The organism is Novosphingobium sp. BL-S-33, assembly GCF_056857025.1.
On record NZ_CM166474.1, the window covers coordinates 486,238 to 499,636 of the forward strand.

At 67.3% G+C, this 13,399-nt stretch carries 11 protein-coding genes; 4 read left to right on the forward strand and 7 right to left on the reverse strand.

Translation table 11 applies throughout. The features are described 5' to 3' along the window. Positions 1–33: 33 nt before the first annotated feature. Genes AC1VVM_RS02235 through AC1VVM_RS02255 form a run of 5 tightly spaced genes read right to left on the reverse strand, consistent with a single transcriptional unit; the run spans position 34 to position 5,447 of the window. A complete protein-coding gene (locus AC1VVM_RS02235; RefSeq protein ID WP_482956320.1) occupies positions 34–1,419 on the reverse strand; it encodes a zinc-binding metallopeptidase family protein in 1,386 nt (461 codons plus the stop codon). A gap of 28 nt (positions 1,420–1,447) precedes the next feature. Beyond that, positions 1,448–2,680, reverse strand: a complete 1,233-nt coding sequence (locus tag AC1VVM_RS02240) for an MFS transporter (RefSeq protein WP_482955736.1) — start codon at positions 2,678–2,680, stop codon at positions 1,448–1,450. A 2-nt stretch (positions 2,681–2,682) separates the two neighbouring features. Further along, positions 2,683–3,339, reverse strand: a complete 657-nt coding sequence (locus AC1VVM_RS02245) for a cysteine hydrolase family protein (RefSeq protein ID WP_482955737.1) — start codon at positions 3,337–3,339, stop codon at positions 2,683–2,685. A 4-nt stretch (positions 3,340–3,343) separates the two neighbouring features. Beyond that, positions 3,344–4,468, reverse strand: a complete 1,125-nt coding sequence (locus AC1VVM_RS02250; protein ID WP_482955738.1) for an LLM class flavin-dependent oxidoreductase — start codon at positions 4,466–4,468, stop codon at positions 3,344–3,346. Positions 4,469–4,508: 40 nt separating this feature from the next. Next, a complete protein-coding gene (locus AC1VVM_RS02255) occupies positions 4,509–5,447 on the reverse strand; it encodes a ribokinase (RefSeq protein WP_132390050.1) in 939 nt (312 codons plus the stop codon). Positions 5,448–5,666: 219 nt separating this feature from the next. Here AC1VVM_RS02255 and AC1VVM_RS02260 point away from each other — a divergent pair, with 219 nt between their 5' ends. Next, a complete protein-coding gene (locus AC1VVM_RS02260) occupies positions 5,667–6,497 on the forward strand; it encodes an oxidoreductase (protein ID WP_482955739.1) in 831 nt (276 codons plus the stop codon). Next, positions 6,497–7,174: a cysteine hydrolase family protein gene (locus tag AC1VVM_RS02265; protein ID WP_482955740.1), complete on the forward strand. Its 678-nt coding sequence runs from the start codon at positions 6,497–6,499 to the stop codon at positions 7,172–7,174. The genes AC1VVM_RS02260 and AC1VVM_RS02265 overlap by 1 nt, the downstream gene beginning before the upstream one ends. Positions 7,175–7,504: 330 nt before the next feature. Here AC1VVM_RS02265 and AC1VVM_RS02270 read toward each other — a convergent pair whose 3' ends face one another. Beyond that, positions 7,505–8,611 carry a TauD/TfdA family dioxygenase gene (locus AC1VVM_RS02270; RefSeq protein WP_482955741.1) on the reverse strand — a complete coding sequence of 369 codons (1,107 nt, stop codon included), beginning with the start codon at positions 8,609–8,611 and terminating at the stop codon, positions 7,505–7,507. 221 nt (positions 8,612–8,832) lie between these two features. Between AC1VVM_RS02270 and AC1VVM_RS02275 the strand changes: the two genes are divergently transcribed. After that, complete coding sequence (locus AC1VVM_RS02275) at positions 8,833–9,318, forward strand: META domain-containing protein (RefSeq protein ID WP_482955742.1); 486 nt, start codon at positions 8,833–8,835, stop codon at positions 9,316–9,318. A gap of 59 nt (positions 9,319–9,377) precedes the next feature. Then, complete coding sequence (locus AC1VVM_RS02280) at positions 9,378–11,945, forward strand: DUF3772 domain-containing protein (protein ID WP_482955743.1); 2,568 nt, start codon at positions 9,378–9,380, stop codon at positions 11,943–11,945. Positions 11,946–11,950: 5 nt separating this feature from the next. Here the strand turns inward: AC1VVM_RS02280 and AC1VVM_RS02285 are convergent, their stop codons facing one another. Further along, entirely contained in the window at positions 11,951–13,297 is a 1,347-nt protein-coding gene (locus tag AC1VVM_RS02285; RefSeq protein WP_482905073.1) for a TldD/PmbA family protein, read from the reverse strand. Between the last annotated feature and the right edge of the window lie 102 nt (positions 13,298–13,399).

The window sequence follows — 13,399 nt, forward strand, 5'->3', positions numbered from 1 at the left end:
GCCTCCCGTCCCTCGGCAAGGGCGGCGTATACCTTAGTCGAAAGGCGTCTCGTTGCCGTAAACGCTGGTTCCCTCCTGCTCCACCGGGGCTTCGCCCCGGCCGCAGACGGCAAGCATCGTCAGGGCGTAGACCAGCGCGCTGGAGGCCATGTCTGCGCCGGTCGGCCGCCAGCGCGGCATGCCGGTGGTGACGGCGGGCACGCGGTGCATGTTGAACACGTTGTGATCGCGCCACATGCTGGAATAGACCGGGTGCGCGGGCTCCACCGCCGCGCCGCGCGCCAGCCGGGTGGCGGCATCGACCGCGCCGACCAGCGGGGCCACTTCGGACGGCCGCGCTTCGAAACCGTGGCGCACGACCACTGGCTCCACATCGAAAGCCTCCACATCCACGCCGCGCATGGCCTCCATGATGCCGTGATAGGCATCGGCGGCCTTCTGGCGCGGGTTCAGCGAGACGTCGATATAGAGCGCGCAGACCTCCGTCCCCGCGCCGAAATCGATCGGCATGCCGCCGCGTACCGAGGCGATCTGGACTTTGGGATGGATCGCGCCGCTGGCAGTCTCCATGATCGAATCGCGCTCGAACTTCAGGCCCCAGGCGTGGAGTGCATCGATAACCGGGCCAAGGCGGTAGATCGGGTTCGGGTGGCGGCGCGGATCGGTGGGCGCGTCGAGGATCGGCGAGAACACGCCCTGCCCGAAGATCCGCACGCGGTAGAGCGCATAGCCGCAGCCCTGCCATGTCAGGCCGAAGTCGGTCCCCTCGGCCGCGATCGCGTAATCGGGCGCGACGCCGCCATGGTGGAACAGGTAATGCGCGCCGATATCCTTGCCGTTCCAGCCGATGCCGGCGAATTCCTCGATCGGCTCCGGCCCGATCTCGCCCGGGCAGGCGGTGAGCCAGGTCTTGCCGGAAAGCCCGATGCCCGCCTTGCGCAGCGCCTTGGCGGCAATCAGGAAGCATGACATCGGCCCCCGATCGTTGCTGACCGGGTAGCCGCGCAGGCGCCCTTCCTCGTCCAGCCAGCACCGGGTCCATTCGGGATCGGCCAGGGTGGAATCGCGATAGCGGAACTTGTCATGCTCACGCATGCCGCTGGGGCTTTCGGTGTCGAGATGCGCGGTGAACAGCAGGTTCGCGCCGCGTCCGGTTCCGCCGTATTCGCCGATCACATTGGGTCGTTCGGGCGTGGCGCCAACCTTGCGCGGCTTGAAGCCTTCCTTGGCCATCCAGTCGTGGACGAATTCGGCCGCCGCCAGTTCCTCGCGCGAGCGGCTGGGGATGTTGCCCAGCGTCAGCGCCAGTTCGACCAGTTCGTCGGTATCGATGGCTGCGGCGATGGCGGCGCGTTCTTCCTCGCTGACAGCGTAAGGCGCCTTGGCGGGATCGGCGAAAGCGGGAACGGGATCGGGCATATCGGCCAAAGTCAGGCTCCGTTTGAAATCAGTGACCGGGGGCGAAGAGTGCTTCACCCTCCGCCTCGCGGCCATAACGCGGCAGCAGTGTGAGCAGCAGCGCGCCTGCCAGCAGCGCCGCGCCAACGCCGACCAGCGCCGGGCGATAGGAGTGGCGCGCGTCGAATACGAGGTCGAGCAGGATCGGCGTCGTTCCCTGCGCGGCGATCACCGCCGAATACATGGCGCCGATCACCGATCCGAAATGCCGCGTGCCGAAGTAGCGGGCGATGAAATAGGGCAACGCGCCGAACTGGCCGCCGAGGCCAATGCCCAGCAGCGCCCCGCCGACGATCAGCAGCGGCGTGCCCTGCGCGGTTTCCAGCAGCACGAGGCCAACCACCGCCATCAGGTACATCGGCACCGCCACGCGCGGGGTCTGGATCTTGTCCATGATGCGGCCCGTGGCGATCTGCCAGCCGGAAGTGACGAGCGCGAAGACGCTGACTACCGCCGTGCCGGTCGTTACCGAAAAGCCCCGGTCGGACAGGATCGGCACGACATGGCTGAAAACCGCCGTAGTGCCGCCCGCGCCCGCCGCCAGCGCGATCAGGATCAGCCAGAACATCGGCGTCTGCGCCGCTTCGCCCAAGGTCATGCCCTCGCGCTCGACCGCCGCTTCCCCGCCCGCGACGGCGGCACGGTCGCGCAGCAAGAGGACCAGCAGCGGCAGCGCGATCACCAGCATGAAGGCGCTGATGCCCAAATAGCCCGCGCGCCAGCCCCAGGTCTGCACCAGCACGGCGGCCAGCACCGGCAGCACGACCGAGCCGATCCCGCAACCGCCGCCCGCGCTGATCCCCAGCGCCGTGCCGCGATTCTCGTCGAACCAGTCGGCGATCACTTTCTGGAAGATCGGCGTACCCGCCATCGCCCCGAACACCGCGAGCACGGTGAAGGTCGCATAGAACTGCACGAGGCTGCCGCTGTTGAGCGCCAGCGCCGCGATCGAGAGCGAGAGGCCGAACACACCGATCAGCAACGTCTTGCGCGCTCCGGCCTTGTCCACGTAGCGGCCGATCAGCGGGTATGTGATCGCACCCACCAGCGCCAGAATGCCCAGCACGCCCGAAACGCTGGCGCGGCTCCAGCCGAACGCCTCGGTCAGCGGCACCAGAAACAGCCCGAAAACGGCATGGACGGCGGGCGTCACGCTCACCGAATTGCCCAGCGTGCAGGCGAACAGCACGCCCCCTTTCGAGCCTTTCAAAGCACCGGCCAAGCTCAAGCGCCCCAGGCCTTCAGGGCCGCATCGGTCGTGGTCAGCAGGACGCAGTTCTTCTCCATCGCCGAAAGCGAGCTTTCGTGCAGCCCCGGCTCGTAAGCCGCGCTGGCGTCGGAAACGAGGAACACGTCGTAATCGTGATGGAAGGCAGAGCGCGCCGTCTGGTCCACGCAGCAATCGGTGGAGAGGCCGCAGATCACCAGAGTCTGGATGCCGCGCGCGCGCAACTGGGCATCGAAATCGGTGCCGTGGAAGCTGTCGTAGAGCAGCTTGGCGATCTCGATATCGCCTTCCTCGGGGAAGATGCGGTAATAGTCCGCGCCGCCGTCCTCGACGCGGCAGATCGCCTCGCCCCCCGGCTGCCCGCGCCGGACCATCAGGGTCTTCAGCGCGCGCGAGTCGGTTTCGGGGCTGGTGACGACGCGCATCAGCGCCACTGTGGCCCCGACGCCGCGCGCCGCCGCCACCAGCTTCTCGCAATTGTCGATCGCCGCCTCAGCGGGCGAGAGATCGACCCCATAGCGGCCCAGCAGCCCCTGTGGCGCCGCGAAATCGACCTGAATGTCGACGACCACCAGCGCGGTCGTCTGCGGATCGATCATGCCCGCGAGGGCGGCGGCATCCACATGTGGCAGATCTTCGGCGCGCAGCGGCATCGGGTCAGCCCTCCACCGCGGCGGCAACCTTGTCGGGGAAGCGCTCGCGCAGGGCGGGCAGGATCTCCGCGCCGAAGACCGGGAGGCTCTTGATGTAATCGTCGAAGATCAGCATCAGCCCGTCGGTGCCGGAGGCTTCGAGCAAGTCGCCCACCTGATCGGTCACGCTCTTGGCGCTGCCGACGATCTGGGCCGACATGAACGAGCTGCGCGCCTTGCGGGTGAAGTCGTTTTCCTTGCCGATCTCTGCGTCCAGGAAGCCGTAAGCGCGCATCATGCCCGCCAGCGCCTCTTCGTCCAGCCCGGCGGCATAGTGCTGCGCGGTGGCCTTGGCGGCATCGTCGCTGTCGCCGATCACCAGCGTCATCATCGAATAAGTACGGATATTGCGGCCATATTCGGCGGCGATGGTCTTGGCGCGGTCGCTGTTCTTGGACAGCTCCGCCCCGGTGCCGCCCGAAAGGAAGATCGCGTCCATTTCCTCGGACGTCAGGCGCATACCGATCTCGGACGATCCGGCGCAGACGAGGAACGGGCGCTGTTCCGGCTTCGGCCAGGATTCGCAGTCGTCCAAGGTCACGTAATCGCCGTGCATGGTGACGGATTCGTCGCTCCACAGCGCCTTCACCGCGCGCACCCATTCGTAGGCGAGGTCATAGCGCTGATCGTGATTCACATGCTCGGGCCAGGCGCCCATCTGCGCGAACTCGCCCTTGTAGGAACCGGTCACGACGTTCAGGCCCGCACGGCCACCGCTCACCTGTTGCAGCGTCGCCATCATCTTGGCCGCCACCGCCGGGTTCTGCAGCAGCGTGTGCAGTGTGGTGACGATGCGCGTCTTCTTCGTCACTTCGGACAGCGCCGCCATCAGCACGATCGGATCGAGCGAGGAATCCCAATGCCTGGTCTCGCCGCCGTAGCCCCGGAACTTCGACATGGACATGATGAAGTCCATGCCCGCCTGCTCGGCCAGCAGCGCGCACTGGCGGTTGTAGGCGTAGGAGCCGTCCAGCTCCGGCTTGTTCTTCGATAGGATCCAGCCGCCGTTGGCGACTGGCAGGAACAGACCAAGGTCCTTGCCGCCGTTGTCGGAGGGAAGGCCAAAGGGTGTCAGCGGATGCGGGTTCATCTCAGTCCTCTGCAAATTCTTGTTCGGTGCTGTCCTGAGATCAGCCTAAGGCAACGCCCGCCCGGTTCTTGATCGGCGGCGCATGTTCTGTTGCCGCCCCCGACAGCAAATCCGCCACCGCCGCGCGCATTGGCATGGACGGCGCCGCGCCCTGCCCCAGGGTGCAGAGCGCCGCTGCCGCGCTGGCCCAGGGCAGCGCTTCGGCAAGGCTGCGCCCTTCGTCCAGCAGCGCCGCCAGCGCGCCGCAGAAACTGTCCCCCGCGCCCACGGTATCGACGGGGATCACCGGGACGGCGGGGACGTGGATGTCCCAGTCCTTCTTCACCGCCACCGATCCCCGCGCGCCCAGCGTGACGACCACCGCCTGATCGGCGTGCCGGATCAGACTGCGCGCCTCCCGCACCACGGCGGGCAGGGCGTCGACCGGCCCGCAGCAAGCGAAAGCAGCAAGTTCGGTCTGGTTCACCACCAGCACATCGACATGATCGAGCAGCACATCCGCCGCCTGCACCGCTGGGGCCGCATTGAGGATACGGATGCACGTCGAATTGCGGAACACCGGCAGCAGCGCGCCAACCGGCACTTCCAGTTGAGCCAGCAGCACGCCCTCGTTCACCGGCGCGGGAGACGTGAGCCGCGCATTCGCGCCGCTGACAACGACGATCTGGTTCTCCCCCTCGGCATCGACGGCGATATAGGCCGTGCCGGTCTCCACGCCCGGCAAGGCGATCACGCCGGAAACCGCGATCCCGTCGCGCGCCAGCCGGTCGCGCATCCAGCGCCCGGCATCGTCTTCGCCCACCGCGCCCACCATGCGCGTTTTCGCGCCCATACGCGCGGCGGCGACCGCCTGATTGGCACCCTTTCCGCCGGGCAATCGGGCCGTTGCCTTGGCCATGACAGTCTCGCCGGGCACAGGCAGGTGATCGAGCGAGGTGATGATATCAAGATTGATCGAACCGACGATGTGAACTGCCAAGACTGTCGCTCCGCTGAGGCCGAACCGCCCCCGAAAAGGGCTGCGTTTTGCAAGTGCAACATCGGGTGCAGCATGGCGCGTCGGGCGGGGTCAAGCGTGCGCAAGCGCTGTGCGTCCCCGCACAATAATTGCGGGTTCCAGCGCCAAGAGCCTTCGCGCGCGTGCGATCTACCTTTGGCGCACACTCTACGCCTTGGCCTTTCGGGAGACACGCGAATTATGACCACCTGGCTCATCACCGGCATCGGCGGAGGCCTTGGCCGCGCTCTTGCCGAAGCCGCGCTCGCACGCGGAGACACCGTCGTCGGCACTACCCGCAAGGACAGCGACCCTGAGTTCGAGGCGCTCGCCCCCGGCCGCGCCCATGCGCTTTCGGTCGATCTGACCGACGAAGCCTCGGTCAAGGCCGCTGTCGCCAAGGCGGAAGAGATCACCGGCGGCATCGACCGGCTGGTCAACAATGCCGGCTACGGGCTGATCGGCGCGATCGAGGAAGTCTCCATCGAAGAGGCCAAGGCGCTGTTCGACGTGAACCTCTTCGCCCCGCTGCGCATGCTGCGCGCGGTGCTGCCCTATATGCGCGCGCGGCGGGCGGGCCATGTCGTCAACATCACTTCGGTCAGCGGCCATGCGCCCTGGGCGGGCACCGCGCTTTACGGCGCCAGCAAGTATGCGATGGAGTGCGTGGGCCAGACTCTGGCGCAGGAAGTGGCGCCGATGAACATCCGCGTCACCAATGTCGCCCCCGGCGGCTTCCGCACCGGCTTTGCGGCGGCGGGCCTGAAGATCGCGGAAGCCGATATTGCCGACTACGAGGACGTCGCCCACTTCGCGCGCCGCAGCCTGACCGAAGGGGCGGGCAAGGAAAAGGGCGATCCCGCGCGCGGGGCTGCCGCGATCCTGACCGCGCTCGATGCCGCCGAACCGCCGTTGCACCTGTTCCTTGGCGAAGACGCACTGCATTATGCGGGCGATCAACTGGAATTCGTGGGCAAGCAGATGCGTGCGTGGGAAGCCCTGTCGCTCTCCACCGCCTTCGAACCGGCCTGATGCACAAGACCGTGCTGCCCGACTGGGCGGTGGCGCGGGGGCGGGGTTACAACGCCTTCCCCTCGCTCGATCCGCAGAGCACCGCGCTGGTGGTGATCGATATGCAGGCGGCGTTCGTGGGCGAGGACGAAGTCTTCGGCAATGCCCATGCCCGCGACGCCATCGCGCCCTGCAACGCCCTTGCCACGGCGATGCGACAGGCGGGCGGCACGGTGATCTGGATGCGCCAGACCACCAGCGACGTGCCGCCGCTAGCCATGCCGGACTGGCAGTACGATCGTTCGGATCCGTTCGTGGCGCGCGCGATTGCGGCGCTGCGACCGGAGGCAGCTTCGCATGACCTCGACCCGGCAATGGCTTGCGAGGCTGGGGATCTGGTGCTCGACAAGTACCGCTACAGTGCCTTTTCTTGCCCGGAGCAGGCGTTGGAAAAGGCACTGCGGGAACTTGGTACGGAGACGCTGGTGCTGACCGGCACGCTTACCAATGTCTGCGTGGAATCCACCGCGCGCGAAGCGAACATGCGCGGCTGGAAAGTGATCGTCGTCAGCGACGCCTGCGCGGCGGTGACCGATGAGGAACACAATGCCGCGCTGATGAACCTGCGGCTGAATTTCGCCGATGTGCGCGGTTCGGATGAGGTGTTGAAGATGCTCTCAGCGGAAGCCCCGGCTTAGTCCGGCTAGCTTCAACCCAACCCCCTCACCAAAACACCCCGTCGCCCCCGCGAAGGCGGGGGCCCCGCTGCCTTGCGCCACACGCCAAGAAAAGCGGGGTCCCCGCCTTCGCGGGGGCGACGGGGGTTTGTTTCATGGGGGCGTGTTGAATCGGACCAAGCAGAGGGCTGTCATGCGCGCCGCCATCGCCACCCTCTCGTCATTGCGAGCGCAGCGAAGCAATCCAGAGCAGCGTAAACCGCCCCTGGATTGCTTCGCTGCGCTCGCAATGACGAAGGTTGGGTTAGGGCGTGTGGCTTTGAGCCCAGCCCCAGCCCCAGCCTCCAACCCTCAACTCATCAAACGCGGCACCGAGATCGAGAACACATCGAAATGCGCATCGGGATGCTCGGCCTGCCCGTCGCGCGGAGCCTGACGCACCTGTACGACGCCGTTCTTGCCGAACCCGTCCACCACCGGCCGCCCCGCGTCACGGCTCAGCCACAACCGCAGCAAGTGCCGCTTGCGCTGCGGCTCGGGCCAGTCCCAGAACGTGGTGCGGGCATGAAGCGCGGCGTAGTTGGAAAGCCACTGGATGTCGCCGGGGCGGAAATCCATCTCGATCGCCATGCCCTCTTCGTACGTGATCGTATCGAAGAGTTCGAGCACCTCGATCTGCTCGGGGCTCAGCTTGGGCACGCCCTCATATTCCTGCGCGGTGAGGATGTAGAGCGAGCCCGCGTACATCGAGAACACCCCGTCAACGAGGCTGACGATCGGCGAGGTATAAGTATCCGCCGGCGCATTATGATCCTGCCGGCGCCAGTCCCAGTGGAACGGCTCCAGCAGCAGCGGCGCCAGATCCGGGCGGCGGCGCAGGATCTCGTTGTAGATCTCCGCGCCCGAAACGAGGCAGGAAAGCCCGCCCTCCTTGGCCGGACGCAGGCACATGAGCGCCACGATGTCCGAACTGTCCGAGTGATAGACCAGCTTGTCGCGCACCTTGGAGGAGAGCGCGGTGGGATCGTCCATGGTCTTGTCGCTGGTGGCGTAGACGTGATCGATCAGGTCGCCCATCTCGTTCTGGCGGATCGGATCGCCCATGTGCAGGCCGAGCACGTAGTAGATCGCGTTCGACAGCGCGTCCGAATAGAGCTGCGTGCGCAGGCCGCGCACCAGCACGAAGCCACGCCCGTAATCGACATCCTCGCCCCACGACTTCACCGCGTCGGCGCAGGCGACCAACGGATATTCCTCGGCCGTGACCGTACGCAGATCCGGGTTTTCAGCCAGAAAGCGGGTGCCGAGCACTTCCAGTTCGGCAACTTGCGCGTCGGACAGCATGTAGATCCACTCGTCGCTCCCGGCGAGCCGATCCCCGCGCCAGGCGGCAGCGGTGGTGACGGGCGGGACAACCTCGCCCGCGTTGGGAGCAGAGGTGGTGGCGGAGCTGGCCATGCTTTCAGGTCCTTCGTTGAACGGCATCGGGTACAGGCCCGTTCTAGGTCCTCAACCCGCCCGCGACTTGTCGCGCCATGTCCGAAAGCTTTTCGGTCCGCGAACCGGGGCGACCGGCCGCACCGAAATTTTCTTTCGGTTCAGTGCCTCGAAGAAACAAGCGCACTTGCCCGCCCCGGCCTCACCGCCGTAGACTGCCGCTCCGATAGAGGAGCATGCCCATGAAGCGGATACCCCTTCTTTCCTGTGCTGCGCTGGCGACGGTTCTGGTTCTTGGCGGTTGCCAGACTTCTTCCTCCTCCAACACGACGGCTCCCCCGCCCGCCGCCGCGACGACCGCAGGGCTGGCTTCGACCAAGTGGCAACTCGTCGGCTTCCAGTCGATGGACGACGCGCAGGGCACCACGAAGCCGGGCGAAGGGCGCCTCTATACACTCGAATTCGGCGCCGACGGCGCGCTCGCCATGCAGCTTGACTGCAATCGCGGCCGCACCAGCTGGACCACCCGCGACAGCGGGCCGGAGGGCGGAACGCTGGTGATCGGCCCGATCGCCACCACCCGCGCCATGTGCGAGCAGCCCGATATCGGGCAGATGATGTCCGCGCGCCTGTCCGAAGTCGCCAGTTATACGCTGCGGAACGGGCATCTTTTCCTTGCGCTCAAGATGGATAGCGGCATCTTCGAATTCGCCCCGCTCCAACCCTGAGGCGGAGCATTCCGGGGGAACGACTTGAACTTGTACACGCCGACGAGGGCAGACCGGTGATGGCGCATCGCGGCCCTTGGCGATATGGCGCGCTGGTATTGCTCGCGCTGATCGCGGTGCTGACTGCCGGCGTTTCGGGAGGCCCCGCGCGGGCGGCGATGCGCCCGCTGGCGCTTCCCTTTCAGGCCGCCAGCCCCTCTCCCACGGCGTCACCTGAACCTGCCGGCTCTCCCACCCCCGCTCCGGCGGCGCTCCCGGCCGACCACCCGCCGCTCGTCGATCCCGAAACGCTGGCCAACTTCAACGCCGCCGCCGCCGAGGCGGAAGTCGCGCTGGGCAAGCCGCTGGGGCACTACGACTACGAGGAGGTTCACCGGCTCGGCAAACTGCGCGACCGCCTCGCGGCCGACCGGGACCGCGCCCGGCAGATCGCCGACGCCAGCAATCTCGACGCGCGCATCATCCAGGCCCAGATCACCGCGCTCGGCGCGGCCCCGGCCGAGGGCAAGACCGAACCGACCGCCATCACCGCACGCCGCAAGGAACTGGACGGCCAGCTCTCGGTCAAGCTTGCCCCGGTGCTCGATGCCCGCGAGGCGCAGGCGCGCGCCGCGACGCTGGTCTCCGAACTCGATGAGCGGATCGCCACGATGGAGCGGGACCGACGGCGCGAACGCACCCAGTCGATCCTCGATCCGCGCCTGTGGGTCGATGTTGCGGGCGACGTGCGCAAAGGGATCGACATCGCCGCGCGTGAGGGCGCGAAAGGCATCGCCCAGGATACGCCGGGCCACTTCGCGATGCGGCTGCTGGCAGTGGCGGGGCTGGTGCTGCTGGGGCCGTTTGCCTCGATCCGGCTGCTGCGCATCTTCCGCCTCCGCTTCGCGCAAAGGCAGCACGCCACGCAGCAGGCAACGCGGCGGCTGATCCTGATCGTGTTCGAGGACGTGATCGCCGCCATCGTCCTGTTCTTCGCCATCGGCTGCTCGGTCGTGGCCTTTGCCGTGCTCATGCGGCCGTTCGTGGATGACGAGACGCTGGCCGCGCTCAGCGTGCTGTTGCTGCTGGCCGCGCTGGTGGTGGCGATTGCGCAGTGGCTGGCGAAAAGCACGCTGCAATCGCCGTTCCAAGAGTTGCGACTGGTCCGCCTGCGCCCCGAACTGGTAGACCGGGCGGTGGGCACGGTCCGGCTGCTCGGCATTGTCCTTGCCCTTGAAGTGATAATCGAGGGGATCGAGGACCACGGCTTCTTCGCGATCACCGTGATCGAATTTCTCTCCGCGCTCCTGCTGATCTGCGGCGGCGCGCTGGTCTGGCGGTTCGCCCTCCTGATCGACAAGGGACGCGACCGGGAGCCTGACGACGAAGGCCAGGGCCACGAGGCGCGCGTCCATCACACCGGCCCCCGCCGCCCGATGGGCGACCCACTCGACTTCACCGCGCCGCTGGGCAAGATCCTGATGCTGCTGGCCGCCGGTTGCGCGCTGGCGGCGGTCATCGGCTACATCGTGCTCGCGCGCGAGATCTTCTCCGATCTCGTGGTCTCGGTGGCGATCATCGCCATTGCCATCTTCCTCCACCGGCTGGTCTCGCTGATCGTCGGCCTGCTCGCGGAAGGCGGGCTCAGGCACTACCGCGCCAGCATCCACTTCGTGCCGATGCTGGCGGGCATCGCGCTGACCATCTCGGTCCTGCCGCTGCTGGCGATCACCTGGGGCTACAACAGCCGCGAGATCGGCGACGCCCTCGTCACGCTGCGTACCGGCGTGACCTTCGGCAACGTCAATGTCTCGGCCGGAGACATCCTGACATTCGCCGCCGTCTTCTTCGGCGGCTACATCGCCACGCGCTGGATCCAGCGCATCGTCAACCTCACGATCCTGCCGCAGTTCGAGATCGACCGCGGCTCACAGGCCTCGATCGTGACGATCATCGGCTATGTCGGCGTGGTCGCGGCGGCGGCCATTGCGGTGGCCAGCACCGGGCTGGACCTCACCAGCCTGGCCTTCATTGCCACCGCGCTTTCGGTCGGCCTCGGCTTCGGCCTGCAATCGACGGTCGAGAACTTCACCAGCGGCGTGATCCTGCTGGTCGAGCGCCCGATCCGCGAGGGCGACTGGATCGAGGTGGGGACCTATTCGGGCATCGTGCGCAAGGTCTCCGTCCGCTCGACGCATCTTGAAAGCTTCGACCGGCACCAGATCATCATCCCGAACTCGCAGCTCATCACCGGCAGCGTGAAGAACCTCAGCCTTGGCGAGCGGCTAGCGCGCGTGGTGGTGCCGATCAACGTGGCTTACGGGTCGGATCTGGAAAAGGTGCGCCGCGTGCTGATCGAGATCGCCAAGGCGCAGGAGGGCGTGCTGATCTATCCCGAGCCGAGCGTCACGCTCGACGCCTTTGCCGAAAACGCGATGCAGATGCGGCTGCTGGTCTTCGTGCGTGACGCCACCGACGGTTCGGGCACGGCATCGACGATCCGCTTCGACATCGCCCGCCGGTTCGCGGAAGAGGGGATCGAGATCCCGTTCCCGCAGATGGACGTGCACGTCCATGGGGAGCTTCGTCCCGGCGAGATTCCCCAAAACCAACCGGTGCCGGAAGAAGCTCCCAAAACCGACGACTGAAGAAATCAGTCGCCCGCCACGATCATCCCGTCGATCCGCAGCGTCGGCACGTTGATCGCGCGATCCTGCACAAGGTCGTTGGCGGGAATGAGCGCCGCGAACATGGCGAGCAGGTTGCCCGCCACGGTGAATTCGGCAACCGGGCCCGCGATCTCGCCATTGACGATCCGGAAGCCCGAAGCGCCCCGGCTGTAATCGCCGGTCACGCCGTTGACGCCCTGCCCGATCAACTCGGTCACATAGACCCCGTCGCGAATGTCGGCCATGAGTTCGGCGGGCGAGAGCGTGCCGGGCAGCATGTCGAGATTGCCGACCGAAACGCCCGGCGCCCCGTTGCCGCCCCGCGCCGCGTGGCCGGTGGGCTCAAGGCCAAGCTGGCGGGCAGAGGCGCTTTCCAGCAGCCAGCCGGTCAGGCGCCCATCCTCGACAAGATTACGCGCACAGGTGGCAAGACCCTCGCCGTCGAAGGGCCGCGAACGCAGCCCGCGCCGCCGCAGCGGATCCTCGGCAATGGTCACGCCGGAGGCGAAGATCGCCTCGCCCAGCCGGTCAAGCAGGAAGCTGGAGCGGCGGGCAATCGCACTGCCGGACATCGCACCGATCAGATGGCCGACCAGCGTGCCGCCGACGCGCGGGTCCAGCACCACCGGCATCGGCCCGCTGTGCAGCTTCCCCGGCGCAAGCCGCGCCACCGCGCGTTCGCCGGCAACGGTGCCGATCGAAGCCGGTCCCGGCAGGTCGGACAAGTGATGCGCCGCGCGCCAGTCGCTGTCGCGCTGCTTGCCCGCGCCCTCCCCGGCGACGACCGAGACGCTGACCGAGTGGCTGGTAGAGGCATAGGCCCCGCCGAAACCATGGCTGGTGGCCAGCGCGATCACGCCGCCGCCCGAGCTGGCGGTGGCGCCGTCCGAATTGGTGACCCCGGTCACGGCGCGGGCGGCCTCCTCGGCCTCCTCTGCCATGGCGCGCAAGTCCTGCGGGCCGGGTTCGTGCCTGTCGACAAGGTCAAGGTCCGGCCAGGGCGCGGACGACAGCCGGTCCGACGGCGCCAGCCCGGCATAGGCATCCTCGGGCGCGCTGCGCGCCATTGCCAGCGCGCGCGTCGCCAGTTCGTCCAGCGCTTGCGGCGAAAGATCGCTCGATCCGATGCTGGCCGAGCGGCGGCCGACGAACAGCCGCAGCGAGATATGCTCGCTCTCCGACCGCTCGACATCTTCCAGCTTGCCGAGGCGAACCTGAATCCCCTCCGACGAACTGGCGCCATAGGCCGCATCGGCGGCATCGGCACCGGCACGGCGTGCGCGCTCGACAAGCGCCTGCGCGCGGTCGAGCGCTTCATCGGGGGTGAGCATTCTGCGTCGATCTCCACTGCCACGACGCGCCGATGGGCGCGCGGGTGCGGGCAGAACTAGGCGTCTCTATCGGGAAGGGCAATCAGGCTGGCCGGAGGCCAG